The 25607-nt window shown below is 55.7% G+C and carries 28 protein-coding genes; 10 read left to right on the top strand and 18 right to left on the bottom strand.

Features of this window, described 5'->3' with window-relative positions; genetic code table 11:
- Nucleotides 1-103: 103 nt before the first annotated feature.
- From FS804_RS07590 to FS804_RS07580, 3 genes are read right to left on the bottom strand one after another with little or no spacing between them, the layout of a single operon-like run.
- Complete coding sequence (locus tag FS804_RS07590; RefSeq protein ID WP_144575944.1) at nt 104-1537, bottom strand: hypothetical protein; 1434 nt, start codon at nt 1535-1537, stop codon at nt 104-106.
- The gene (locus FS804_RS07585) at nt 1534-2079 is read right to left on the bottom strand and encodes a DUF805 domain-containing protein (protein WP_144575942.1); all 546 of its coding nucleotides are present in this window, start codon (nt 2077-2079) and stop codon (nt 1534-1536) included. Before FS804_RS07585 ends, FS804_RS07590 begins: the two co-directional genes overlap by 4 nt.
- Before the next feature lie 47 nt (nt 2080-2126).
- Entirely contained in the window at nt 2127-2477 is a 351-nt protein-coding gene (locus FS804_RS07580; RefSeq protein ID WP_144575940.1) for a hypothetical protein, read from the bottom strand.
- Nucleotides 2478-2580: 103 nt separating this feature from the next.
- On the opposite strand from FS804_RS07580, the gene FS804_RS07575 reads away from it, so the two are divergent.
- Nucleotides 2581-2847 carry a helix-turn-helix domain-containing protein gene (locus FS804_RS07575; protein WP_080810696.1) on the top strand — a complete coding sequence of 89 codons (267 nt, stop codon included), beginning with the start codon at nt 2581-2583 and terminating at the stop codon, nt 2845-2847.
- 24 nt (nt 2848-2871) lie between these two features.
- Here FS804_RS07575 and FS804_RS07570 read toward each other — a convergent pair whose 3' ends face one another.
- From FS804_RS07570 to FS804_RS07555, 4 genes are all read right to left on the bottom strand, one after another.
- Complete coding sequence (locus tag FS804_RS07570; protein WP_144576365.1) at nt 2872-3237, bottom strand: DUF3768 domain-containing protein; 366 nt, start codon at nt 3235-3237, stop codon at nt 2872-2874.
- Between the two features lie 5 nt (nt 3238-3242).
- Nucleotides 3243-3848, bottom strand: coding sequence for a hypothetical protein (locus FS804_RS07565; RefSeq protein ID WP_144575938.1), 606 nt, complete (start codon nt 3846-3848; stop codon nt 3243-3245).
- A 168-nt stretch (nt 3849-4016) separates the two neighbouring features.
- Nucleotides 4017-4901 carry a hypothetical protein gene (locus tag FS804_RS07560; protein WP_144575936.1) on the bottom strand — a complete coding sequence of 295 codons (885 nt, stop codon included), beginning with the start codon at nt 4899-4901 and terminating at the stop codon, nt 4017-4019.
- Complete coding sequence (locus tag FS804_RS07555) at nt 4892-5800, bottom strand: glycoside hydrolase family 75 protein (protein WP_144575935.1); 909 nt, start codon at nt 5798-5800, stop codon at nt 4892-4894. The genes FS804_RS07560 and FS804_RS07555 overlap by 10 nt, the downstream gene beginning before the upstream one ends.
- Nucleotides 5801-5953: 153 nt before the next feature.
- Here FS804_RS07555 and FS804_RS07550 point away from each other — a divergent pair, with 153 nt between their 5' ends.
- The gene (locus FS804_RS07550; RefSeq protein ID WP_144575933.1) at nt 5954-6718 is read left to right on the top strand and encodes a hypothetical protein; all 765 of its coding nucleotides are present in this window, start codon (nt 5954-5956) and stop codon (nt 6716-6718) included.
- Between the two features lie 182 nt (nt 6719-6900).
- Here the strand turns inward: FS804_RS07550 and FS804_RS07545 are convergent, their stop codons facing one another.
- From FS804_RS07545 to FS804_RS07530, 4 genes are all read right to left on the bottom strand, one after another.
- The gene (locus FS804_RS07545; protein ID WP_186376696.1) at nt 6901-8730 is read right to left on the bottom strand and encodes a DUF927 domain-containing protein; all 1830 of its coding nucleotides are present in this window, start codon (nt 8728-8730) and stop codon (nt 6901-6903) included.
- Nucleotides 8727-9572, bottom strand: a complete 846-nt coding sequence (locus FS804_RS24915) for a hypothetical protein (protein ID WP_186376695.1) — start codon at nt 9570-9572, stop codon at nt 8727-8729. The genes FS804_RS07545 and FS804_RS24915 overlap by 4 nt, the downstream gene beginning before the upstream one ends.
- 549 nt (nt 9573-10121) lie before the next feature.
- Nucleotides 10122-11117: a hypothetical protein gene (locus FS804_RS07535; RefSeq protein WP_144575927.1), complete on the bottom strand. Its 996-nt coding sequence runs from the start codon at nt 11115-11117 to the stop codon at nt 10122-10124.
- 272 nt (nt 11118-11389) lie between these two features.
- Nucleotides 11390-13324: a glycosyltransferase gene (locus FS804_RS07530; RefSeq protein ID WP_144575925.1), complete on the bottom strand. Its 1935-nt coding sequence runs from the start codon at nt 13322-13324 to the stop codon at nt 11390-11392.
- Nucleotides 13325-13493: 169 nt separating this feature from the next.
- On the opposite strand from FS804_RS07530, the gene FS804_RS07525 reads away from it, so the two are divergent.
- A complete protein-coding gene (locus tag FS804_RS07525) occupies nt 13494-14255 on the top strand; it encodes a transporter substrate-binding domain-containing protein (protein WP_063949642.1) in 762 nt (253 codons plus the stop codon).
- A gap of 33 nt (nt 14256-14288) precedes the next feature.
- Here FS804_RS07525 and uppX read toward each other — a convergent pair whose 3' ends face one another.
- Nucleotides 14289-15593 (bottom strand): Wzx-type polysaccharide biosynthesis protein UppX, encoded by a 1305-nt coding sequence (gene uppX, locus FS804_RS07520; RefSeq protein WP_186376694.1) that lies wholly within the window; start codon nt 15591-15593, stop codon nt 14289-14291.
- A gap of 264 nt (nt 15594-15857) precedes the next feature.
- On the opposite strand from uppX, the gene uppY reads away from it, so the two are divergent.
- Nucleotides 15858-17153 (top strand): Wzy-type polysaccharide biosynthesis protein UppY, encoded by a 1296-nt coding sequence (gene uppY / locus FS804_RS07515; RefSeq protein WP_144575923.1) that lies wholly within the window; start codon nt 15858-15860, stop codon nt 17151-17153.
- Between the two features lie 23 nt (nt 17154-17176).
- Nucleotides 17177-17929, top strand: coding sequence for a polysaccharide deacetylase family protein (locus FS804_RS07510; RefSeq protein ID WP_144575921.1), 753 nt, complete (start codon nt 17177-17179; stop codon nt 17927-17929).
- Nucleotides 17930-17996: 67 nt separating this feature from the next.
- On the opposite strand, the gene FS804_RS07505 is transcribed toward FS804_RS07510, so the two are convergent.
- Complete coding sequence (locus FS804_RS07505; protein ID WP_063949821.1) at nt 17997-18647, bottom strand: helix-turn-helix transcriptional regulator; 651 nt, start codon at nt 18645-18647, stop codon at nt 17997-17999.
- 111 nt (nt 18648-18758) lie between these two features.
- Entirely contained in the window at nt 18759-19409 is a 651-nt protein-coding gene (locus tag FS804_RS07500) for a response regulator transcription factor (protein ID WP_144575919.1), read from the bottom strand.
- 254 nt (nt 19410-19663) lie between these two features.
- Between FS804_RS07500 and FS804_RS07495 the strand changes: the two genes are divergently transcribed.
- Nucleotides 19664-20017 carry a DUF952 domain-containing protein gene (locus FS804_RS07495; protein WP_144575917.1) on the top strand — a complete coding sequence of 118 codons (354 nt, stop codon included), beginning with the start codon at nt 19664-19666 and terminating at the stop codon, nt 20015-20017.
- Entirely contained in the window at nt 20017-21108 is a 1092-nt protein-coding gene (locus FS804_RS07490; protein WP_144575915.1) for a quinone-dependent dihydroorotate dehydrogenase, read from the top strand. Before FS804_RS07495 ends, FS804_RS07490 begins: the two co-directional genes overlap by 1 nt.
- Nucleotides 21109-21130: 22 nt before the next feature.
- On the opposite strand, the gene FS804_RS07485 is transcribed toward FS804_RS07490, so the two are convergent.
- Both FS804_RS07485 and FS804_RS07480 read right to left on the bottom strand, forming a co-directional pair.
- Entirely contained in the window at nt 21131-21628 is a 498-nt protein-coding gene (locus FS804_RS07485) for a CAP domain-containing protein (protein WP_063949649.1), read from the bottom strand.
- A 1-nt stretch (nt 21629) separates the two neighbouring features.
- Nucleotides 21630-21896 carry a DUF6460 domain-containing protein gene (locus tag FS804_RS07480; protein WP_004439806.1) on the bottom strand — a complete coding sequence of 89 codons (267 nt, stop codon included), beginning with the start codon at nt 21894-21896 and terminating at the stop codon, nt 21630-21632.
- 168 nt (nt 21897-22064) lie between these two features.
- Here FS804_RS07480 and FS804_RS07475 point away from each other — a divergent pair, with 168 nt between their 5' ends.
- The 3 genes from FS804_RS07475 to FS804_RS07465 all read left to right on the top strand — a co-directional run bounded on the left by FS804_RS07475 (nt 22065) and on the right by FS804_RS07465 (nt 24464).
- A complete protein-coding gene (locus tag FS804_RS07475) occupies nt 22065-23006 on the top strand; it encodes a class I SAM-dependent methyltransferase (RefSeq protein ID WP_186376693.1) in 942 nt (313 codons plus the stop codon).
- 134 nt (nt 23007-23140) lie between these two features.
- On the top strand, nt 23141-23752 hold the full coding sequence (locus tag FS804_RS07470) for a YitT family protein (RefSeq protein ID WP_063949651.1): 612 nt from the start codon (nt 23141-23143) through the stop codon (nt 23750-23752).
- A 70-nt stretch (nt 23753-23822) separates the two neighbouring features.
- The gene (locus FS804_RS07465; protein ID WP_063949652.1) at nt 23823-24464 is read left to right on the top strand and encodes a YitT family protein; all 642 of its coding nucleotides are present in this window, start codon (nt 23823-23825) and stop codon (nt 24462-24464) included.
- A gap of 25 nt (nt 24465-24489) precedes the next feature.
- Here the strand turns inward: FS804_RS07465 and FS804_RS07460 are convergent, their stop codons facing one another.
- Complete coding sequence (locus tag FS804_RS07460; RefSeq protein WP_144575913.1) at nt 24490-24951, bottom strand: carboxymuconolactone decarboxylase family protein; 462 nt, start codon at nt 24949-24951, stop codon at nt 24490-24492.
- A 107-nt stretch (nt 24952-25058) separates the two neighbouring features.
- Nucleotides 25059-25562 (bottom strand): Rrf2 family transcriptional regulator, encoded by a 504-nt coding sequence (locus FS804_RS07455; RefSeq protein ID WP_063949654.1) that lies wholly within the window; start codon nt 25560-25562, stop codon nt 25059-25061.
- Nucleotides 25563-25607: the final 45 nt, after the last annotated feature.

Here is a 25607-nt window from a genome sequence, read left to right as displayed (position 1 = left end):
TTTCCTGCCGACCGGCTTTTCGCGGCCATTCGCTCGAAAGCTGACCCTGGACTGACGGTCGCTTTGGTATAAGTTACTACATCTCTGCAGAGTTAACGTGCACTCATTTTGCGCCGGCACATACTCGTACGCTTTTGCTCGTCCAGCATTTCCCATCACGCTTCATTTCGCCCAGTCGCGTGTGGGCGTGCGTTGATCCCGGCGTTTCATTCCACCAGCCATCGGCGTCGTCGTTGTCGATCTCGACGATAGCGAAGTAGCCGTTTGCCTCCATGACGAAGCTGCCGTCCATGTTACCATATGGCCCCCAATAGCATGCATCATCTATCGCTTTGGTCCCGCCGACTTCCAGAACGCAGCCTTGCCGATTTGGAGGCGTTTGCTTCGCCGCAGGATAGTTGCTCGCCGTTTCCGTCTTTGGAGCAGCTTTGTTGAAACATGCCTGAAACTGAGAGAAAGGCGCTGCGGCATCGGCGAGGCTTACGGTAATCGTTTTGCCATCAAGGTCGGCGATTTCTAGTTTTTTGCCTTTCTTGCCGTCATCGAGGATTTGCGGTGAGATTTCGTAGAAGCCGTGCCAGCCAAAATAGTCTTCTGGATGGCCGTTGGACATTTGAACCGTCTTATCATCGACCTGCCAAGACGCGTGAACGATACCGTCAAAGTTTCCATTCTCGACAAATGCAACGAAATCCTTGCCCGGTGCGCCCATAAAGCCGACCGTTACGTCGCCCTGTTTCGCTTCCACAAAGCACGTATCGCCCCAATCCTCCTCGCGTTGTTCGAAGGTCCACGGTGACGTTGCGGCGGCGGTGGCTGCGGCTGACTTCGGTGGCGGGTTTTGAAGCATTACACTGCGGTTTGCAGGTGCTTGCGAGGCTGTTCCGCCACCTTCGCCTGATGGCTGGGCAAATGGCGACGTGGACGAAGCCTGAGGGGCGTTGAACAGTGATGGGCCAAGCCCGGTTAAAGTGGATATGCAGGTATCGAAGCCAGTTCCGAGCGCTATCGCTTCCGTATAGGTCATCACCGGCACAAACCACGGCGGTTCATTCCCTTGAAAGGTGATCGCGAGTGGGGCCGGCTTGTTTGTCGAGATCGCTGTGCCCAGAATAGTGGTAACCTTGAAGCCACCGCCATCTTCCGCAAAGTCCTCGGGGATTTCGCCATAGAGCTCATCGTCGTTGACCACTTTTGAGACGAACTGAATGTTACCCGCCCATTCGGTTCCGATGCTGACGTTGGTCGTCTGGCCAGCCGGAAGATTCCAGTTTTGCTTGGTGATGCGCAGCCTCGGAACGATTTTGTCGATGCCGATGAGCGTGTATTCGATCACGACCGACTTCCCCGACCACGCCGTGCTGCGGAAACCACAAAATGCTTTGTCGCCAAAAGGGTCCGGTGTTTTCAGTATGACCTGCCAGCTATTACCCTTGTGGTAGGAGTGTTCTCCGGCCACGGCGGGTGTTGAGATTGAACCCGCAACAGCAGCGCTCAGGCTAATCGCCGCAAGAAATATTCCAGCATTTTTGGTCATAATGGTTTTTCCATGTGGGATGGGGCAGTTCGGGGCTCTCCCGCAAACTGGCCGTGGCCGAGGATGCCCGCCTTCATGGTTTCAAATTCCTCGGCGGTAATCGCACCTGAAGAGCGTAGCGCCGCGAGTTTTTCGATGCGATCAATCTGTTGATCCGAGCCAGAAGGGGGCGAAGGTGGGGCAGGGCGCTGATCGCTGCTCTCGGGAAAGTCCGTTGCCCCATGCTTTGACGGGGTGCTGCCGATCACGATGAACGCAACGATCCCGACAAGCGGTATGAGGCAGGTCAGCACAAGCCAGCCGCTTTTCCCAAGGTCATGCAGACGCCTGACGATGACGGCAAGCGACGGAATATAGTGGCCCATGACGATCAATGCCGAAACGAGGGGCTGTGGCTCGCGTGGCCCGGCAATAGCCACGTCGATGATCAATCCGCCGATGGCTAAGCCCAGCAACACAAGGTGGTAGTACCAAAATTCCTTTCGTGTGGATCGGCCCGAAAAGGTGGCGTAGCGACGCATGGCATCAAGGTAGGCGCTCATGAATATCCCCGAGGATCCCTAATTGTTGTCCGAGTGCGCGCAGCTTTTCACGCCACGGGCTGGTTTTTCTTCCGCTTGGCCGAGCGCCACGTGAAGAAGCCCATGACAGCGAGCAGGAGAGCGATGACGCCCCATACCGACATATCCCCGAAGGTGCCCTGCGACGACGCGATGAAGGCCATCAGCGCTGATACGAAGAAGATGATGGCACCGACCAGCGGTAGACCGAAGGAGAACGCGCCACCGATCACCAGCAGCACGCCTGTCAGCATGCCGACCGCGCCGGCACTGCCTGTGGCTTGATCGTTCAATAGGCCGCTGCCTGCCGTGACCGCGCAGGATTGCAGCAGCACCAATAGGCCGAGGAAGAGCCCGATAATTCCAACTGCGATTTTCATAGTACCCCCTTAAGTGAAGTGATCGAGTCAATGCTCGTGTAAGATTTAATATGGGACTGTTGGTCCGTCGATTGTCAAGCCGTGAATATGGCTTTCTTCGCGTATGGATGTTCGCAAAACAATCGGCTGGAACTTACGACGCCTGCGCGTCGACAAAGGCCTCTCGCAAGAACGGCTGGCTTTAGAAGCCGGTATTGACAGGTCGTATGTTGGGCGAGTCGAACGCGGTATGGAAAACGTCACTGTTTCCACGCTTGAAGCGATATCGCTCACACTTGACGTCCACGTATCTGAGCTCTTTGCGGTTGTTGATGACAAGTTGGCTTCGCCCAAGCCATTGAGGGCGGGGCGAAAGCCGAAGGCTGGGTGACTTCCTAAAGGTGAAGCCGCCATTTCAATACTCATCTGCCCGCATGACGGTGAGCACCCGGCAGGTCACATCGTCATCTGCCGGATCGGATGATCCGAATTGCAGGTCGAGGTCGTAATAATCGATCTTCCAGAAGAACACGGCGTCTTCGAGCGTGACCGCACCAAAATCATGCTCGCCGTATGGATCGTTATCTGGCAAGAAATCATCGAACGCCTGTATCGCTGATATGACCGCTTGCTGATGGTCGGCGATGAGGTTGGTGACCCCCGGCGTCAGCAGCACTCGTCCGCCGGAGAAGCTTTTCCGAAAAGCGTCGTTTTTATCGCGGATGGCTGCGGCCCGAGCGGCCGCATCCTCGCTGATGTTCTGTTTCAAAGCGCAGCCCATGGCGATCACTTCTCGACATAAGCGGGGTGAATGAGGGCCACCTGATCGACGCGGCGGGTGAAAGGCAGCATGTCGAGATAATCGCGCCACTTGAGGCGAAGCCCTGTGTCGCCCTCAATCTTGATGATGGTGGCTTCGTACCACCCCTCCAGCGGACCTTCGGTCGCCAACACGAGGCTACCCACGGTCAGCCGGTCCCAGCTTTCGGGCATATTCTTGGGCGGAACAGGGTAGCTGGTTTCCGGGGTGGGTTCTTCCGGCACCACACGCGGTTGCTCCAGCCGTTCGCGCTCCTCATCGGATAGGTGGGCGGCGATGGCCTGATAGAGCTCCTGCTTCACAAACGGCACGAAGGCTTTGCCGCTGTCGAACAGCTTGCCCTGCGGCAACCGACCGAGAAACGCCCTGAGTTCGTCACCTTCCACCTTAAGCGCCACCATGCCCATCAGTTCGGCAGCCTTCTCAGCTGCGCGGGTATCGGTGGCAGGGAAGAATGAGGCGTGGGGCCTGCCGTTGTCGTCACGGCCGAGAATGATGACTGGGCAGGGCAGGGTGACGGCAGAGGTGGCGGGTAAGGCGGTGGTAGTGGATGCGGCGGTTGAAACGTTCATGATTGTAGCTCTCCAAAACAAGAAGAGGGGCCGAACGGCCCCTCGTACCGGCAGCAGCGCCGGCGTGTTATGGTATAGCATTACAACTAAAGATTGTCAATATGCGAGCGCAACCCAAGGGTCGCTAGTTACCGAGCCCAGAACTGCATAGCGGATTTCAAACCGAAATTACTGTCGGATAGAACCTAGCAGCCGTCCCAATGCAGCGTCGAAATTGTCCAAGCGAAAGTTTTGCGGGTCGTCGTGCCCGTCACTCAACCCCTCATCTATCGCCGCATGAAACGCAGGAATCAAGCCGACGCCCGCACGGGCGCTCGCTACGAGATATAGGAGTGCGAGACGTTCATATTGGACTTGAGAGAAGCCGGGTGTCGGCGCATTTCCATCGGCTTGGTTGGGATGGCTCCGGCGTGGCTGGACATTTTCCACGTGAAGAAACATGCCGCGAGATAAGGTGCCAATCTTGAGTTCCAGCTTGGTTGCACGCCAAGGCACCTTGAAATCATGGCCGACGTAAATTTCGCCTCTACGGTTTATAAAGATATGGGCCTTCGCATCGGACTGGCTGACAAAGCCGTCCAGCCGATTAACTTGATTGCTGCGATCAATGTCTTCAGGAAAATTGGCACTTCCGAAGTTGGGCCAACTTGTGTCGTGAATCACAAAGTAACGTGCTGTCGGTGCATGCGAGCTGTTTGAATTTCCGCGAGAGAGGGGCGTGTCGAGACTACCGCCTAGCCCTTCTTCCGTTAGGCCAAGGCGCCCGATAGCGCCTCTTATCTGTGCCTTGGAGATGGTTAGTGGTTGCCCGATAAAACCGGCAAGATTCGGCGGTACATCAGCGGGAGTAGCCTCTACATTTCCAAGGATTCTTACTTTGCGGAGTAGGCAAGACGCCTGCTCCATGGGATTACCGGCAAAGACCATGGTTTCGGTGTCGAATTTGCATTTCCCAAAAGTCGCAGCAATGGTTTGAGCCGGCGTGATGGCGATTATAATAATACTCAGTGAAGCAAGGTAACGGACCGCGAAACTGTCTGAGATTATGGGCATGTTCTGCCCCCAGTCAGTTTGAGCTTTTCCTTAGCGAAAGCGCACAGTTTTGAAATGGCATTTTGCGGGTTGATATCTGCGCTTCTACTGCCCGGATATGCTATGAAAATTACATCTCCGCCAAGTCCGTGGTTCTTGTAGGGATAAACGTTGCCGGAACCAACACACGTTTGCCCGTCATTACTCCACTTCTTGCAACGGCTTTCGCCAATCGCCTCGAAAACCCTGCTTGAACCTTCCCCTAGCCTCATGAAAGGACCGCCATCCCCAATTAACACAGGGGTCCATTGATCCTTGTAAACAACGACGCCCATGTCACCTAAACTCAAACCCGTTTTATCTGCGAACATGCGACCCATCTCACTGCTCCTGCTGCCAGTAATTTTGGAGAGGCCAGCAGTAGGTATCACGATGTAAGGAATCCGATCAGGGTTGATCTGAGCCGATCGCGCGGAAGGATCGCCTGAGCCCGGCCACTTGTATGCTGTTTCCTTTAAGTCTGTAGCGCCCGGCAAACCATTCCACGCTGCCCAAGAGCCGTCCACGTCGAGTGCCATTTTACTTCGCCAGTAGACTGCCCCGTCTCCAAGACGCAATAAGGCCCGTACATTGCTGGGATCACGACTGCACAAATAGTATTGTTTGGCATCAGGAACATTGGGAAGCTTCAAGTCAAACCCTAGGAAGTGGTCTTTCTGTCTGCGCTCAGCCGTTGTTCCATCGCATTTTTGGAAGGCCAATCTGTAGTTTTCATCAAGCGGTACGCCCAATGAGAAATCAATAGCATTTAGCAGTCCTGCAGATTGTGTTGGTGGCTCAGCAGCATTGGCTTGAATAGCTAGTAGAACGCCCAACAGAGAGGCGAACATATGCATTCTCACGGGCATAAATGACGACATTGCCAGTCTCCATCGTCTGCCTTTGAAGAACTGTCTCCCCCAAACGGCGTTCTTTTAATTTCACTTAGATTGTGCAATCTTGCCGATAATAGCAATAGACGTGTCTCTTCAGGTTGAGCAAAAATTCACGATAATTTCCGGTGGAGAGCAGAGATGGAGAAAACTATTCTCGATGAAATCAAAAAAACTGCGCTTGTTGTTATCTTTATCGCATCCAGCTTGTATCAAGTTCACGCTGCAGAAAGTAATATTAACTCTCAAATAGATGAAACAAAGCGCCGGTTTGAGGATCGCCTAGCCAGTGGACAGTATATGAAGTCTTCATGCGAGCCGATTAGAGATAAAGACTGGACCGGCGTTGATCTTTTACGTTGTACCTATCAGGAATTAGGTGCTGAGGCGACGGTAACGCTTGCTCTACCGACAGCAACGCAGCTCGCACGTTGGACTATTTATGCTTGCTTAGACGCCGGCGCTAAGAACATTAAGGCCTGCTCCCGGCATATCGAAAAGCGTATTTGGCAGGCATCGAACGGTCAGTTTCCCGTCAACGGCTATGTGATTGAGCCGCATTCGGTAATCGGCGGCGCCTCGAACAAACCTTACTGCTTTCTTTTTCGTGACGGGGTAACAGTAAGGACGGGGAAGGTAACCTCACGCCCACCACAGAATGGCAAATGTGCTCCGCAGGCCGCGGAAAACGACGAGATCACAAGGGCTTTCACGTACGCACGGGTAGCCTCAACTACTCGAGCAGAGTTTGCTCTTGCCACCGGAGCTCCGCCCGTGACTGAGTTAACTGGGACAGCTTTTCCCGACGCGGTACGGAGGGAAATGGTGGCCGCATGGGGATCTAACCGCAATCGACTGATTTCTGGTGCGGCAGTCAGCGACAGGATTAAAGGGATGTTTGACTGAAATCATTTCTGTGCGGATAAAGATTGCGTCGTACCGCAAGAAACATGCGTCCTAATTTCGCCGGCGAGGCTACAGTGAATTTGGCCAAAAAGACGCGCCAATAGCGACGGGATAGACATGTGGACGATACGAGGGGCTGAGATGACCCCTCGTGCCGACAACAACTTCCACTGGTGATCCCCCTATGCTCCCTTCTTTTCTTCGTGGAAGCAAATCACCTTCGGAACTTCCGAAATTTTAAAGACATAGAAGACGTCGCGCTGATCTTTATTTCCGTCGTGTCGCAGAGCCAGCTTTGTCTGAAGGTTATTCTCTCCGCAACGGAGCACGCCCTCTTTCTTTAGCAATTTGAGGCCAGCAGTAGAGATACCCGTGCTGGCAAGGCGAGCTTTAGGAACTGCTAGAAGCAATGCCTTATCTCTTCCGGTGTGGATAAACCCTGCTATTTTCTTAAATTTCTTCTCCTTGAGTAGCGGCTTTTTTCCGCGCGCGTCAGCGAAACAGTTAGAAGTGTCGCTCATGTAGGCAACTAGACGAGGATCGCTGCCATTTGGTTTGGAAACATTGCCGTATTGCCGCCAGGCACGGACGATGCCCCGTTTGACGTGGCCCCATTTTTTCTTTTCGAGCGTCCCTAGGTGAAAGGCCAGAGACGCTGTTGCATAGGAGAGTGCGAAGGATTGAGACCGACGATACAAAACTGCATCCGCTCCGGCGCTTTCTAAACAAATCTTTTTTAGAAATGTTTCAAGTGCGCCACGAAGTACAGTTCTTACCTTCTCCGAGTCCTGGCTCAAGGCCTGCAAGATATCTTGTATGTAGGCACGGGCCAGCAATCCGTAATTATTTTCTGTGATTTTAAAGATATGGCTCATCGCGTCGTCGACTGTTTCGAAGCCTACTGGTGTGGTCTCGAAAAAGCTCGAGGACGCCGTGGGTAATTGGAACGAAATCAGGCGGACTTCCAATGCACGCTTAACGTCATCACTGGCTGGGAGAATCAGGTGCATCGGCTGGTTTGAGGTGGAAAGCATAGCTACAGAGTGATCACGATGCTCCACTCCAGATCGAGCTCGACCTTGGCCGGATGATAGACGATGCACCGTATTGAGAATCTTGTCAGCGCGCGTTTTCTCATTGGAATGGGCCAGAGTCGCTTCGTCGAGAATGAGCAAATGGTCATTAAAATCTAAAAAAAGCTCCTCGATTTTTTGTTCCGACATATTCCAGTCCCGGGCATACCCATTACTGGAATGCCCTTTGCCCCAAGCTGATGCAGCGAGCGTGCAAGTAAGTGCGGACTTATATGTGCTTGTCCGCCCAACCAGCTCAAACATCATATTTTCAGCTTTGTACCCGCTGCCCATAGCAAATGGTTTCACTAGCGGAGTTAAGCCGTAGAAAAACAGCGTGATGGGCACGGACTGGTCGCGTATGATTTTGGCTATTCCTGCTTCGTATGCTTTCAAATCTCCGGCCTTGGCAATTCGATCCTGATGCTCAACCGTAGAAAACACGCGGAGCTTGGCTTCAGAATTAATCACTGTGCCGTCACCGTAGACAAAGTAGCGAGGTATGGAACGACGCTCATAACCGACTCGGGTAGCGACGATGCCGTCGTCGTCGATCTTGGCAACTTCGATACACTCGGTGACCTTTTTTTTGTCGATGGCTGAGACTGCCAGAATACCAATGCGCCCGAGATCACCCAAAACCTGCTGCCTTTTTTCGACAACCAGTTTACTTGGCCGGATCAGCTGTCGACCACGAGCTTCAAATAAATAGTACAGGTTTTCGTCGTCTCCGTTGAGGATTGAAACACTCAGTTCTGCTGGCGAGGATATGGTCGCCGAAAGTGTAGAATCTGTGCTCAGGCCCATTTTTTCATGATTGGGGGCGGGGTGGGCTGTGTTAGCAGGTGCAGTTGTCAACCCCTCAACGCCAAACCGCTTTTTGTGAGCCTCTTTGAGCTTGGCGGAAGCCTCAAGAAGGGGTTTCTTGGTATCTTTCATTTGAGTGCCCTCACGATGGTTGCCATTTCGGCGTTGATAAAAAGTGCCGTGACTGAAGTGGCGAAACCGCCAAACTGGATCGCATGAGTGATTGGCAATGTGGCCATACATCGCAGCCACAGATTGGCCTCCACGCTGCGCATGCGGTTGGAGGCGCGATTGGTTCGCCCGTTTGATCCAAGATATTCAACCCTGTCCTGGGCTTTCATTTTGGTGAGGTAACCTAGGAGGTTTCCGAGCTCGGAATTTTGGATGAATGACACTCTGACGGGTTTGTCGCGCCCCCGTGCTCCACGTGGTAACCGGACTTGAAATGCGGCTTTCAAGGCTTCGACTGGCGCGCCGCCCACGATCAAATGGACGTGGGGTTCAAAAACGTAGGGCTCTTCCAGGCTGTGATTTCCGGACATCTCGTATGCAGCCAAGAATATCGGCTTGTATCCATCGCTCCGAAGCTTTTCGATTGCTGACCGAACCTTTCGGCGCGGTGGATCAAAACTCTTATGGGTTGCTGAGGGCGGTGAAACGCGCCACCTCTTGTCGGCGACGATGACGTGATAAAAATCTAGTTTGGATCGCGTCAGGAGCGGATGGATTACTCCAGCCATAAAAAGCTGAAGTCGGGCCCGTTCAAAAAGACAGGCAGCGCTTAGACGCGAGGTATCCAAACTTTTCCAAGTCGGATGAAGTGTCGGCGTGCGATCGCCCAAAGAGCTAAACCGAGTGATCTGCTTGCGAGGTATAGCAGCAGAGTTGAATTCGGATTTTGGCAGTCGCGCTTTGACCGCTTTTGCAAGAGATCGATGTTTCTTTTTTTTCCAAAGGTCTATTGGTTTAACCAAGGGTGCCTCCATAGGCGCACAGGTTCGCATTCGGAGAAGCAGAGGCTCTCCGATGGTTTGGCGTTGAGGGGTTGAGGGGAATCCAGAATTAAGGTGAGGAAGCCTCAGCTAGATTTCGCTGTGGCCTCGCACGAGGGAACTTCTTAAAAGCAGTAGTGGTAATTACCTGCTAGTTTTCTCGATTGTGGCGATAAGAGAGCGGATATCTTCCGCGCGCCAAACTGTCACCCTCGCTGATATTTTACGGGGCTGTGGATACCTGCCACTTTTTACTCCAGCCCAAAAACTCGATTTACTTATGGGCAATGGACCGTAGGGCCCAAGTATTTGGTTCAGGCGCACATATCCGCTCACTGGAAATTCTTTAATATAGACAGTCGCTTGCTCAGTGGTGGCTTTGTCATCTCGACCTTGGGTCATCTTCGCTCTCCGTAGTTTGTGTTGAACACGGCTAGAAGATGAGCAAAAATCCGTTTGTTTACTATTCTCCACCCGTCCATAAACAATACCAGTTTTTTTGGATATAAAAAAACATTTAAAAACAGATATTTAATTCATTTTTTGCCTGAATCTTTTTCTGAATTGAGAAATCAACCTTGTTTCTTCAAGAGGAGATAATGCCGCAGCTTTGAAGGGGCGTGCTTCCACTCCGTCCAGTAACCGTATCGTGGTCTGGTAGAGGTCATTGTTCTCCATTTTCTGAAAAATATGCTCAGCGACAAAACGACCACGCCCGACCCATTCGTCCAGGTATTGCTTGTGCGATTTGTACGAAAAGCCCCCTTCCAGCATCACAGTTAGGAGCGACTTTCTTTTGACGCGGATTGTTGATGCTGCGTAGAGTAGCGCCAATGTTTGTTTCGAACTACTCCATCTGTTGTGGAGCAATGATCGGGCCACATATTGAGTGCGGTAGGCTTCTGCTCCGTGGGACTTTTTTATCTCTGCAAGTATTTTAGTCGCGCGGTTTAGGCTGGGAGCAAAATCGAACTCGGGCTCCTGATAGCGATCAGCGCCATGGTGCAAGTATAGCAGTGCTCGAACAACCGTCTTGATGGACTTGTCTTCCGAGTTGGCATGCATGGAAAGGCTGTCCATGCTGAAAATTCGAGCGAATGCTTGATACCCCCCAAGGGGATCATAGATGTCTGATAAAAAATCAACGCCAGTCAGAACGTAGCGAGAGACCATATCGCGGTGTAAATCGAGTGGATGGTCAATCAAGCCAACGGACAGATCGTGATCATCCATGTGATCGAGTACAGCATGCGTCATCAAGGCGTGACGTACTGGTTGGGCATCAGGAAATAACGCCCAACCAACAAAGCCAGATGAAAGAACCTCTCTAAATCCCGGATAGGCGTGTTCGCTGCTCAAAATCACATTTAGTGCGTCTCTGGCTCTAAACTCCCGGCCCAGCACGATTTCTTTAAACGTTTTCTGAGTGGGGCTTTTCCTGGGTATCTGATGTTTTTCCAGCAGAATCTCGACTGCCTTAACGGCTGCACTTAGTTCTTCAGAATCAAGAATTTCGACTACGTCCATTCCGATAGCTCCTGTTGCTTCGGAACGACGATATTCGAGGTTGAAACTGCTTTCGACGCTGGGCGAGATATTTTTTTATGTAACGGGGAAGATATTCATCTCAAGAAATCTGCACAGATCCAATTGCCGTTCCGGTATAATGAACGGTATTTTATGAAAAAATTTTTAAATTACGTTATTTAATCAAGTAATTAATTGATTATTTCGATTCCCTTCACCCGCTCCAGTCTCCCCCAGCTCTCTGGTCTTAGATGCCTCGATTATAGCGTGCATCAGTCCTGGTTTTTGACGACCGGGGTGTGCGGTGTCTTGTTCCAGACGAAGGGTTTGGTTTTCAGTTCCCAGACGGCTCGCCAGGCAGCGACCGAAATCAGCAGCCAATAAAGCGGCACCGATAACCAGCGTCGACCAACGGCGCGTCGCTCATAAGGTATCATCCTGTTCCTGCCCATGAGCACGAAGATCACGTAGCTACCGGCGATGTTGAGGCCATCTGTAAAAAAGAGCGTGCCGCGCCAGGACCACAGGAGGTCACCCCCGCTTTCGGCGAGCGCAGCAGCCATGAACGCAATCGAGATGAAGAGGAGCGGGTGCGCCAAGGAAGACAGCAGCATGCCGCCGATCAGCAGCTGAAACACTGTATAGGACACCCATCCCATGTCGCGCGCGGTTTTGAGCGGCGCTCTCGTCATCACCAGCCAGCTCTGTAGCCAGCCCTTGTACCACCGTGCCCGCTGGCTGAGCCAGACGGGCAGCGACGTCGGCGCATCTTCTAGTGTCTGCCTGCGCAGGACTGTTGAGTGATATCCGAGTCTGTGAAGGCGAAGGCCCACATCCGCGTCTTCGGTGACGTTATACGGATCCCACGCGCCGATGCGCCGTAACACAGCGGTGCGGAAATGATTGGATGTGCCGCCAAGCGGCAATGGCAGCTGACGGGCAGCGAGGACCGGCAACAGGGAACGGAAGAGGCCCGCATATTCCAGCGCGAAGCAGCTGCTTATCCAGTTGGCCCGCGCATTGCTGATAATAAGGGGCGCCTGCAGGCAGGCCACACGGTCGGGCTGGCTTTGGAAAGCGGCATAGGCCTCGCGCAGTTGCTGGGGGTGCGGCCTGTCCTCCGCATCGTAAACTGCAACGAGCGCGCCGCGCGCACCCGTAAGCGCGTAGGTCAGTGCCTTCGGTTTCGTGCGCGGTGTGGAGGGTGGAACACGGATGACTTCGATATGCGGACCGGGGTTGTGAGCCTTGATAGCGTCGATGGTCGCTTCGTCGTCCGCTTCGCAGACAAGTTTGATGTCAAGCCGGGCTTTGGGCCAATCCAGCCGATTGAGCGCGTCCAAAAGCTGGCCCACGACCGCCTCTTCGCGATAGAGCGCCACAAGAACCGTGTAGGTCGGCAGCGTTGCGTCCTCTGGTATAGGAGCGGGTTTTGCATCGCCTTGAGAAGGGGCTTCAAGGAGCACGAACAATCTGAAAAGCAGGGTGAGCAAATAAAGCAGCGTGAGCGTCACGTGAATGATGGCCAGCGCCTCGGCGGTATAAAATGCCAGTGAAAGCGCAATCAGTGTAAGGGCGACGCCGCCTAGAAATCCCTGTTCACCCTGGAGCGTGATGCGGGCGGAGTGGTGTGGCGCCGTGTTGAAGAGACGTTGCTGGGTTTCTGCCACCCGCCGCATCGCACCGGCATTCCAGATGGCGATACGCATGGCCTGCGGTGTCGTCACAACGAGCTCATCGTAGAGAAATGGCCGCTCCTCAAGGGCGGTCTTCAGCAGTTCAATCCGGTCAAGTTCCGGCACGATCAGCAGCGCGTTCTGACCACCCGTCGGCATCAGCCTGAGAAACCTGCTATCGACGAGTTGACTGTCGGTCGTTGCAAGGTTTGCCACTCTTTGCGGATCGATATCCGCAGTAAAGGGTAACCGCAGAAATCGGGCGAATGCGCCGAAATAAGCATTCGGTGTGACGAGGCCGCTTGCCAGCAATTCTTCTTCGAGGGTCGAGCCGTTTTGCAGCGCTTGCTGTTCGAGTGCCGCGATATAGGGCTTGCCGAACCCCAACGACGAGAGAAAGCGCGCCTGGCCAGCCCTGTCGTTTACGGCGGCGGCCGTAGGCGGAACCTCAATGGTGTTGGAAATTGCGATTTTTCGTGCCGCTGACGTCGTAGAACCCGAATCTCGTGTATATTGCCCAGAATAATCCATGCATCGCCGCCGCCGTCAGGTGCCGCCAAACTTCCTGTTACGGATAGTATAGATGAAAAATAGCAATGTAACGCGAAATATAGCTTCGGCATTTACTTTAGTTTTCGCTTTACAAACGTTTGGCTTTGTTGGTTTCAGCCACGCCGAGGGTCTGTCGGATGGAAATCGAATGCCGGTGCTGTTTGATGCGCAGGAGAGATTTCCGGGAGGCGACCTTTCTTCGGTCCCCCGCATCCGGTTTCTGATGTCGGTTGATTTCCCGCCGTTCAATTTCACCGATCAGGAAGGCCGGCTGGCGGGTTTCCATGTCGACCTGGTGCGGGAAATCTGTGCCCAGCTGAAGGTCGAAAGCAAATGCCAGGTCCAGGCTTTGCCGTTCGACGAATTGGAGGCGGCGCTAGAAATGGGGGAGGGCGAGGCGGTCATTTCCGGGTTGGCCACCACTGCCGACCTGCGCAAAAGTTTCTCCTTCTCGCGGCCCTACTTGTTGATGCCTGCCCGCCTTGCCGTGAACAAGGCCGCCAAATTGTCGGGGGCCGGCGCGGAGGCGCTTGCCGGAAAGAAGGTGGGCGTCGTCGGCAATTCACGGCACGAACAGATGCTGAAAGCGTTTATTCCGAAAGCCCGGGTCGAAGCTTTCGACGGATATGATCCCATGTATGAGGCGTTAAAGGCAGGCAGGGTCGACGCTATCTTTGCCGACGGGCTGCGTTTGCCCTTCTGGGTTTCCGGCAGCGCGTCAGAAGGTTGCTGCGCACTGTTCGGCGGGCCCTATATGTCGGACAGGTTTCTTGGAGAGGGTCTGTCCATCATGACTGTCGATCCCGACAATGTGCTGGTACCGGCTTTCGATCAGGCGCTGGCGGCCCTTTCCCGCAATGGCCGTCTGGAAGAAATCTACCGGCGATACTTCCCTTACGGGCTTTATTGAGCACGCACACCTCAATCGGTATTGGCGGCGGTCTCATTTGGCCGGCGCTAAAACAACATCGCTGCGCCGAAGGCGCAGCAGTGCGATCCAGACTGCCGCGGCAATTGCGCTTTCGACCAGAAAATAGCTGCCGATCGTCCCCCAGATACTGAACGACCAGGTGAAGAGCGCCACGACGACGGAGCCGATGAGATTGCCGCTGTTCCAGATCTTGGCGCGAATGTCCTGCCGGCCGGAGGCGCCGAGTGCTTCAAGGGCTGTCGCAGCAACAGCCATCGGCAGAACCACCCAGCAGAGGATGCGGGTGATGACTGGCAGCGAAACATATTCATCGCCGAACAGCAGCGGCAGGAAGGGCGCAATGATGAAAATGGCAAGCGCACTGCCGAATGCGATGACAAGCGCTGCTTTCAGCACATTATAGGCACGCTCGATGGTTTTGCCGATGCCCTGCAGGGCGGCAGACGCCGACCCCGGATAGATGAGCCGGTTAAGGGCCTCCACGGAGAGGTAGGAACTGTCGAGAATGCGCCGGGCAATGGAATAGCTGCCCAGCACCTCGGCGCTGGCGATCGCACTCAGCACGAGAATATCGGCGTTGCCGCGCACGGCCTTGAACAGGAACTGGGTGGAGAACAGGACGCCGATGCGGATCTCCTCGCGCACGATGCGAAAGACCGGGCTGCCGAGCCTCCTTATCGCCTTCACTGAAATCGCGGCTGTGATGGTGTGTGCGGCGAGGTTCCACAGCGCCCAGGCCTCCACGGTTTCCACCTTGAAGATGAGGCAGGCGAGGACTGCGGCAATAGTGCGGGCGACCGCAAACATCACTTCCAGCTTGTTGGCAGAGGCAAAATTGGAATGGGCAATGAAGCTCTGCGTGGACAGCGAGATGATCTTGAGCAGGACAAGGTTGGTGAACAGGATCAGGAAGGTCGTGATCAGCGTGTCGAGCAGGTTTTCGGACGTCGGGAAAAATACCGGGATCGTCACCATGCCGACGAGCGTCAGGACGAGGCCGGTGGCGGCGCTCAGAAGGTAACTGTGGCCCAGCATGACGGGAAACATGCTGCGATCCTGCGCCACGCGGCGGATCAGCGATTCCTGCGAGCCGATGCCGCAAATCTGCACGCCAAGATTGGTGACCGCCGTAATAGAAGCGTAAAGCGCAAATTGTTCGACCCCGAGATGGCGGGCAAGCAGCGCGAAGGTCAGAAGCTGGGCGGCGCTGGACATGAGAAGCGCCCCGCCGGATGCCATATAGGTCAATCCAAGTCTGACGAGATGGCCGAACCGCGGCGTTTTGAAAGACACCTCATTCTCCGTATTTGCTGGCATCGCCGGACATGTTCGACAGGGACGAGGTTGCTGTTCTGAAACCCGTGGAAAGCCGTAAATCGCCCAGCAACGCAAAGTCCGCAATGCCGCCTTTTGGCAGTTTTACCCTGTCTTATCCTTCTTGGGGTAAGAGAGAGTTAAAGCAAATGTATAAGAATGATAATGAATATTGAATTTACTCGGACATGCCCGTCTCAGAAGGGCTTGTTGTTCATCATAAGGCAGGCCCCATGATCCGATCATCCATCTCCGGTGCAGGCGACGATGCCGCGTTTGGCTGACACACAGCCTATCGCCGAGCAGGGCGGCGGCCTATCTCTTGCCGGCGGCCGGCGTGACGCGATCGTTTTCGTCGTCACCATGCTTTATATCTGGATTTCGGTCGCGCCCTTTGAAAATCTCGCAGCGCCGCCGGTGCCGCATGCCGCCGCAAACCAGCTGACCGGCCTCGTCATTGCCGTCATCCTCGGTGTCTTTGCTTTGCGCCATCGGTTGACCGGGCTCCTGCTGCGGCCGCGATTGCCCATCCTGCTGCTGTTCTTCTGGCTGGCGATATGCTCCGTGCTTGGAACACAGCCCGGCACGTCGCTGCAACGTCTCATCTTCACGGCGCTGCTCTGCTTCATCACCAGCGTCCTTGTCGTCATGCCGCGGGACCGGCGGCAGTTTGACCGGATGATGGCGATCTTCGCCATCATTCTCCTGGCGCTTTGTTATCTAGGCGTGATTTTCCTCAGTTCGCGCTCGATCCATCAGCCCTATGATCTTGATGAAAAGGCGCTGGCGGGCGATTGGCGCGGCATATTCAACCACAAGAACGCTGCCGCTCCGGCCATGATCATCCTGTTCATGATCGGGCTTTATCTGCGCAACGCCTGGTCGATGCTGGGCGGCATCGCCATCACGCTGCTGGCAGGGTTCTTTCTCTGGAAGACCAATGGCAAGACGGCGGCCATGCTGCTGCCTGTCACCGTGGCACTGGTGTGGGTCATGGAACGGCATGCCCATCGCACCCTGCTGATGATCGGCGGGCTCCTTGCCTTCATCAATATATCCGCGGTCGGCTCCACCTATTTTCCAAGCATTCAGAATTTCGTCGAAAGCCTCGGCATCGACTCCACCTTCACCGGTCGGACGGACATATGGCGGCTGTCCTTCGATACCTTCGCGCAGTCGCCGATCTTCGGTCAGGGATTTCAGGCTTTCTGGACGAGCGACCGGCTGCTGGCCCAGGCCGATATTGCCGGCACCTGGGCGGTCACGGCCTTCCACGCGCATAATGGCTATATTGAAAGTCTGCTGAATGGCGGCCTGCCAGCCTTCATTCTGACCGTCGTGTGGCTGGTCGTCATACCCGCGAATGATTTCCGTGTTGCGGTGGACAAGGGGACTGATCCCGGCCTGACGCGACTTTTTGCACGAATTTGGGTGTACGCACTACTTTCTTCATGTCTTGAAAGTAATTTCTTTACCGGGACAGGACCTATTTGGTCTTCTCTTCTTATCGCAATTTATTGTTTGAGGCATCAGGCGTACGATATACTCGAGCAAGGGCAGTAATTCAGGCGGGCCGGGGGGCTTTGATGACGCAGAAAATCGGAACTTTCGCCGACCGGGTCAACAACCGGCTGGTGCGCTATTTTCCGGGACCGGCAGCGCGGATCGAAACGTCTCAATCGATTGTGTCCTTCACCTTTGACGATGTACCGGAAACCGCCTGGACGGCGGGCGCCCGCATTCTCGAAAACGAGGGTGTCTGCGGGACATTTTACATCGCCGGCGTTTTTATTGACGCTTATGATGGCGCGCAGCAGATGATTTCCGCCAAAGGCTGTTCGCAACTGGCGGCTGCCGGTCATGAGCTTGCCTGCCACACATTTTCCCATCGTAAGCTTTCAAGCTTTTCCCGGGAAGGCCTCAAGGCAGATCTCGATCGGAATGATAGCGTCCTTGGCTCCTTCGACGGAAATCGCCATGCGCGAAACTTCTCGGTTCCGTTCGGCATGGCGTCACCCGTCATGCAGCCTCTGTTGAGGCGCAAGTTCAGGACGACAAGGGGCATCATGCCCGGCATAAATCGCGGCAAGGTCGACCCGCATAATCTTGCTGCGGTCGAGTTGCGGTCGGACCAGAACTACCTCGACGCTGCCGACCTTTGGCTGGAGGATGTTTTGCAAAACGGCGGCTGGCTCATCATCTTCACCCATGATGTTTCGCGCATTCCAAGCTTTTACGGTTGTCCCGAAGAGAGGTTTCAGGGCTTTGTGCGCAGAGCTTTATCCGGTGGCGCGAAGATCATGACCGTCGATGCCGCCGCGACGGCCCTCGGCCTGTAAGCCGTGAATTTCTGCGGATTGGCCGTGTGCGCGACTGAAACGAAAATCCCTTGCCTGCAATTCCAGCCTATTGGCTGGCCCAGATGATGCGGGCGATCCACTCAACGTCGGCCATGTCGAAGCTGCGGTTGGGATGTTCCGGATTGAGCGACAGAAGCTCGATGTTTTTGGGGCTTTGCCGCGCCAGCACCTTGGCCATCACCTCGCCATCGCGGCTTTTCAACACCACGCGGTCACCACGCCGCACCTGGGCTCCCGGCTCCACGATGAGAATGTCGCCATCACGGTAGAGCGGCATCATGCTTTCGCCCTGTACCTCCAGCGCGTAGACGCCTTGCTTGCGCTCTGGAGAAGAAGGGAATTCCACCACATCCCAGCCCTGACCCGCCGGAAAACCGCCATCATCGAAAAAACCGCCGGAGCCCGCCTGCGCGAAACCCAACAGCGGAATGGCGTTATCGGCGCGGGAGGGCTGCGTCGTCTGCGCCCTGCCGAAAGCATAACCGAAAAATTGATCGACGCTCGCGCCGGTCGCCTCCAGAACCTTGGAAACCGACTCCGTTGAAGGCCAGCGTTTGCGGCCATCCGGCCCGAAACGTTTTGATTTATTGAACGAGGTGGGATCAAGCCCGGCACGCTTCGCCAGCGCCGAAGGCGTCAGCTGGTGACGCTCGGCAAGCGTATCTATGGCGCTCCAGATCGTCTCGTGTGAAAGCATGATGAAAGCCCGCATGTGGAGCCGATAGCGGAAAGCTCCTGTCGTTTACTGGCAGGAATCTAGACCAAATCCCGCCAGGAGTAAAGCTTGGAAAGGAATAAAATCCTTGAGCTACGCCACCATTGCCGAGGTGTTTATCTTGGCGAGCTGGATCACCGCCTGGGTGCGACTGTCGACCTTGAGCTTCAGCAGGATGGCAGACACATGCGCCTTGATGGTGGCTTCCGATACGTTGAGCTCATAGGCGATCTGCTTGTTGAGCAACCCTTCAGCGAGCATGCCAAGAACCCGGCTCTGCTGTGGTGTCAGTGTTCTGAGCCGACCGATGAGATCGGCAACATCAGGGTCATGTTCTCTGTCGCCATGATGGCCGGCCGGTATCCAGACATCGCCTTCCAGGACCGCGCGGATGCCGTCCCTGATATCGTCGATGCCTGACGACTTGGAAATGAAACCGGAAGCACCGAGTTCGATCGACCGGCGCACAGTCGCTGCGTCGTCCGTGGCCGAGACGATGACGATTGGCAGGCTCGAAAATTCTGCCCGCAACGCCATCAGTCCTGAAAATCCGCTGACCCCCGGCATGGCGAGATCGAGCAGCAGCAGATCGGCATCGCCATGTGCCGCAGCCGCTTGCCGTGCCGCCTCGAAATCCCCGGCCTCAATAATGGTTTGATGTCCGTCGAGGCCGGAAACGGCCTGCTTCAGGGCGCCGCGAAAAAGCGGGTGGTCATCTGCGATGATAAAGACAAGTTCCGACATTCTGGCCCCCTCCCAAGGGCGTTATGCGGTTCTTTTTCAGTAATCTGCTCACTCCCGTTTGCCGGCGGTCTAAACACGCCCGGCTCCTCAACCGCAAGGTTGCGCCATTCGATCGGGCATTACAAGAAAAAGCTGCTGGACAGGTGGTCTTTCCGGGCGCGACGGATAAAAATCCGGTGGAAACAGTGGACATCCGGCCCGCTTTGCGGCAAACCGCCCGCACAGGACAGCGCTGGAAAGCCTTGGAGAGCCCGATGCAGGAACCCCCCACGATCATCTATAAAATCGTGCCGGAGACGTTGTGGCACGAAGCCAGGGCCAAAGGCTTCTTTGAAGGCGCACCCATCGATCTAAGCGACGGCTTCATTCATTTTTCGACGGCAAAACAGGTGGCGGAAACCGCAGCCCGGCATTTTACCGGTCAGGTGGACCTGCTTCTGGTTGCGGTTGACGCCGCGGTGCTCGGCGACAAGCTGGTCTATGAACCATCGAGAGGCGGCGATCTCTTCCCGCATCTTTATGGTTCGCTTCCCTTCACCGCCGTTCTCTGGGAAACGCCGCTCTCTCTCGATCATGATGGCCAGCACCAGTTTCCGGAGATTTTGTAATGGGCGGATTATTTTCCTCACTTGGCCGCAAAGGCCTGTTTCTTGTCGATCCTGAAAAAGCGCATGGGCTCTCCATCGCGGCGCTGAAAAGCGGCTTCCTGCCCACCTGCATGGTGCCGCACGATCCGCGCCTGCAGCAAACCGTGGCAGGCCTTGTTTTCCCAAATCCGCTGGGCATGGCGGCGGGTTACGACAAGAATGCGGAAGTCCCCGGACCGCTTCTCAAGCTCGGTTTTGGCTTCACCGAAATCGGCACCGTCACGCCGAAAGCGCAAGCTGGAAATCCGAAACCGCGCATCTTTCGTTTGGTTGAGGATGAAGGCGTCATCAATCGACTCGGTTTCAACAATGAGGGTCACGCCGCTGCGCTGGAGCGGCTGAAACAGGCGCGTCTGCGCGGCATCGTCGGCGTCAATATCGGCGCCAACAAGGATAGCGAAGACCGTATTGCCGATTACGTACAGGGCATCGAGACGTTTTATTCCGTCGCATCCTATTTCACCGTCAATATTTCCTCCCCCAACACGCCCGGTCTGCGCGACCTTCAGGCCCGCGAAAGCCTCGCAGCACTTCTTGCCGCCGTATTGGAACGCCGCAAGGCGGAAACCGAGCGTTTGGGCAAGCGCATCCCCGTCTTTCTCAAGATTGCACCTGACCTGACCGAAGAAGGGCTGGATGACGTTGCCGAAGAGGCGCTTGCCCACGATCTCGACGGACTTATCGTTTCCAACACCACCCTCTCCCGCGATGGCCTGCGGGCCAGTCCGCACAAGGGCGAGGCTGGCGGCCTCTCCGGCAAGCCGCTATTCGAGCTCTCCACGACGGTTCTGGCAAAGATGCGGCGCCGTGTGGGCGCCGCGCTGCCGATCATCGGCGTCGGCGGCGTGTCATCTGCTGAAACGGCACTGGAGAAGGTGAGGGCAGGGGCTGATCTGGTGCAGCTCTATTCCTGCATGGTCTATGAAGGTCCCGGCCTGCCCTCGACGATCGTCAAGGGCCTGTCGGACCTGGTCTCGCGCGACGGTGTGGCGTCGATCCGCGACCTGCGCGACAGCGCTGTGAACCGCTGGGCAGACCGTAAACTGGGCTGATCGGCAGGTCTCTATCGAAACGTCAGGCGCACAGCACCATGGCCCAATAGGGCCGGTTGCGGCTGGCGGCGTCATAGGCGACTGCAACGCCAAGGCCATTATAGGGCCCGAGCATGTTTTCGAGGTGGTGTTTCGAGCCGATCCAGGCTTTCACCACCCGTTCCACGCTATCCTGCCCGGCAGCAACGTTTTCTGCGGCGGGAAGCGGCACACTGCCTTCCTTCATGCGGATAAGGAAACTGTCGGTAAGGCCGATCAGGTGCGCCATCTTCTGTGCTTTGACCATGCGGCCGGCCTGGTAGGCAGCAGCCGCGCTTGCTGCGCTGTTGATGGCGAGAGGCGAAAGGCCTTTCGAACGGCGCAGGTCATTGACCATCGGAAGCGCCGCCGCCGTTTCGTCGCGCGTGCCCGCCGGCAGGCCTTTGTTTGTGGGTACGGAAACACAGGCGGAAAGAACGGAGCCTGCGGAAAGCAGCACAAATCCGCGCCGTGAAAGTGTCTGAATGGATGCGTCGGTCATGTTAGCGGCGATAGCTCAGAAGTCGCAGGATGATGAAAACCGGAATGACGATCGTTGCGCCAAGGATCAGATAGTCGCCGATTGCACCGAGCGCATGGAAACCGCTGCGCCAGAGGTCTACCACGAAATCGCGCGCGCCATAGATGATGTTCCAGGGCGTCAATCCGAAGATCGCCATCAGGAAGCCGACGAGCAATGAAACGACGAGCAGCTTCACCACGGTGCGGGCCACCGTGTCACCCAGCAATTTGTTGACCTCACCGGCCATCCGCAAGTCTCCTGTTTTGTCCTGACATATGGCGCAAACCGCTTCGATGCAAGTTTTTGAGGTGCACACCGCGCCGTATCCGTCGATTCCACGCAGGGCCATGAAATAGGACTTGAGTTTTTTTATGGCTTGATAAATGACAGCCGGCATCTTCTCAGGAAATCATTGATGGCCCCAAACCAGTTTTCTTCCGGTGACGTCATTGCCGACCGCCGGGCCGATTATGCCCGCATGTTGGCGGAAGGCGGTGATTATCCCGCCGCCGCCGAACTTATGGAACAGGCGCTGGAACTTGCGCCACGGTGGACGGCGGGCTGGTTTCGCTTCGGAGAATATCTCGAAAAGGCGGGGGAGACCGCAAAGGCGGTGGCGGCTTACGAGAAGGTCGCCGAAATGGATGGAGAAGGGCTGTTTGCAGCCGAACTGAAGCTGGCGGTTCTCGGCGCCGCCGAAACACCCGAACAGCCGCCGAGCCGCTATGTGGAAGGGCTGTTCGACGATTACGCCGACCGGTTCGAAACCTCGCTTGTCGAGAAGCTCGATTACAGCGTGCCGCAAAAGCTGGCGGAGCTGATTGCTAAAGCGGCAGATGGCAGCGTCTTCGATACGGTTGTCGATATTGGCTGCGGCACCGGCCTGCTCGGCATCGAAATTCGCTCCATGGCAAAGCGGCTCGAGGGCTTTGATATCTCTCAGAACATGCTGGCAAAGGCCGAGGAGAAAGGCCTTTACGATCATCTCGCCCAAGCCGATCTCTCACTGGAGATGGAGACTTCAGGGCTTTTTACACCTCTATTGAGGGAGCATCGCGCCGATCTCGTCGCGGCTGCCGATGTGATGATGTATCTCGGCAGCCTCGAAACGGTCATGCCGCTTGTTTCGGCCCTCCTGAAGCCAGCAGGTTTTTTTGCCTTCTCGGTGGAGGATGCGGGAGATGAGCAAGGTTTCGTTCTGCGGGAATCCCTCCGTTACGCGCACTCCAAGAGCTATGTAGTCGATCTCCTCGAGCGGTCGAGCTTCTCCCCAATCGAAATCCGCAAAACCACCATTCGCAAGGATGCCGGAAAACCCCTTTCCGGCATTCTCTTTCTTGCCCGCGCCAAAGCTTGAACATTCCGTTTGTTGCCTTTTTCGCGATAGGTCAGCCTTACTTACGTAACTATCTTGATCCTGCGTTTATTGCAGTGCAAAATACCCGCGAAAACCGAGGGTAAAGCGTGGGCACGACAAGAAGCGTTTACGGCATGTGGAGTTCCGATCCGGCCAAACATGCGCCGGTGGAAGACGTGCAGGGCATCGTCACCGGCGCCATCGTTTCGGCGCTCGGCTTTTATCTCCTGAACAAGGTAGGGCTTCTGACGGGCGGGACCGCGGGCGTCGCCTTTCTTATTCATTACGCCTTCGGCATCAGCTTCGGACTGCTGTTCTTCCTCGTCAACCTGCCGTTCTATTACCTGTCATTCCGCCGCCTCGGTCTTGCCTTTTCGCTCAAGACCTTCATCGCCATCGGCCTTGTGTCGGTGCTGACGGAAGTGGAGGCGCGATGGATGGTGATCGACAGCATCAACCCAATCTGGGCGGCGCTGCTCGGTGGCCTGCTTTTGGGCTATGGTCTTCTTGCGCTTTATCGCCACCGCGCCAGCCTCGGCGGCATCGGCATTCTCGCCATCTATATTCAGGACCGCTTTGGCATCCGCGCCGGTCTGATCCAGCTTGCTTTTGACGCCATGGTCATGCTCTGCGCCTTCCTAGTCATCGATTCCGCAACCGTGGTTTATTCGATCGTCGGCGCCTTCGTTCTCAACATGTTTCTGGCCATCAACCACCGCTCTGACAGATACATCGTGGTGCGCTGAGGCGACGCTTGAAAAAATTGCGCGGCGAGCGCAAAGCTCATTGGGGCATCCGGCAAAAGGGGAAATGGCAATGAGCGATATCACCGCACGCAAGCGTTTGAACCTGTGGGCGTCTGCGCCGGAGCGTCATTCATTGCTGGAAGATGTGCAGGGTGTTCTGGCGGGCAGCATGCTGGTCTCGCTTGGCGTCACTCTGTTCTCGGCGGCGGGTCTGTTGACCGGCGGCACGGTCGGACTGGCGTTTCTCGTGCATTACGCTTCCGACCTGAGCTTCGGTACTGTCTTCTTCCTCGTCAATCTGCCGTTTTATTATCTGGCCTTCCGCCGTCTCGGCCTTGCCTTCACGGTCAAGACCTTCTGTGCCATCGCGATGACCGCGCTGCTTTCCGAATATATGCCCGGCTTTTTTGCCTTCGAGAGCATCAACCCGATTGCCGCGGCGCTGTTCGGCGGGCTGACGGTGGCGGCCGGCATGCTGGCGCTGTTTCGACACCGCACCAGCCTCGGCGGCTTCGGCATCCTGGCGCTCTATCTTCAGGATCGTTTCGGCTGGCGCGCCGGCCTCGTGCAACTCGCCTTTGACGGCATGGTGCTCGCCTGCTCCTTCTTCGTCGCGACGCCTTTCGTTATCCTTTGCTCCATTCTCGGCGCGCTGGTCATGAACCTCACGCTCGCCGTCAATCACAGAAACGACCGCTACATCGCCATGTAGCGGTCGTTCGATGGGCCAAGGTGGCTCAGGCCGCCTTCGCCGCCGCGTCGATCGGATGCTGCGAGCGGAAGCTGACCGCAATGCGGTTCCAGGTGTTGATCGCGCCAATCGCAACGGTGATCTTTACGATGTCCTCATCGGAAAAATGTGCCTTCAGCGTCTCGAAGGCCTCATCCGGGGCGCCGGTTTCGGCAATCTTCGTCACCGCATCCACCCAGCCAAGCAGCGCCCGTTCCTGCTCGGTGTAAACTGGCGATTCGCGCCAGACGCTCATCAGGTTGATCCACTGTTCGGACAGCCCGTCATGGCGGCTTTCCTTCACATGCATGTCCACGCAGAAGGCGCAGCCATTAATGATCGAGGCACGTAGCTTGATGAGGTGGATAAAGCGGCGGTCGAGACCGCTGGCTTGAACGTAATTCTCAAAAGCCATCATGGCCTTGAACGCTTCGGGGGATGCCTTTGCATAGTTGACGCGGGTTTTCATGTGTCTCTCCATTGGTTGTGTGGGTTGAAGGCAAGTGTCATCGGTCCGGAAAGCGGCAAAGCTGTCCGGCAACGTGATTGGCGATTATTTCGAGTCTGTTGTTCGGGTCAGCGCGTCGTCGTCTTGCGCTCGTTCATGTCGAGAAAGGCGCAGCCGCGCGCGGCAATCCCGCCGTCGTCATTGGCAGCAAGATCGCCCAGAATATCGGCAATGGTGGTTTTGGCGAGTTCCGCCCGGTAGACCTTTTCGGCTTTTAACATCGCGGCGTTGATGCCACAGGGTTTGGTGAAATAACGGCCGGGCAGCGGGTTCGGCCCGCGCTGGCGGATCTCCGCGCAACGAAACGCTGGCTGCGGTCCTTCGACAGCCAGAACGATATCAAGCAGGGTGATCTTGTCGGTCGGTCGCGCCAAACGATATCCGCCCTTCGGCCCCGGCACCGTCGCAACAATGCCCGCGCTGGACAGCGATTGCAGGTGCTTCAGAAGATAGCTCGTGGAAACGCCATGGAATTCCGCCAGCGCTGCAGCGGACAATACGCCGCCTTGGGAAAGGCCGGCCAGCATGCCCACACTGTGAATGGCCTGTTCAACGCCGTCGCCGAGTTTCATTGGTTTCTCACATCCTGTTGTATGTATCATGGATATTATTTATCC

It is taken from the genome of Agrobacterium sp. DE0009 (assembly GCF_007680755.1).
GTDB classification, from domain to species: Bacteria; Pseudomonadota; Alphaproteobacteria; order Rhizobiales; family Rhizobiaceae; genus Agrobacterium; species Agrobacterium tumefaciens_B.
Note: the sequence above shows the minus strand (reverse complement) of the source record. Positions and strands in the feature narration are given on the sequence as shown.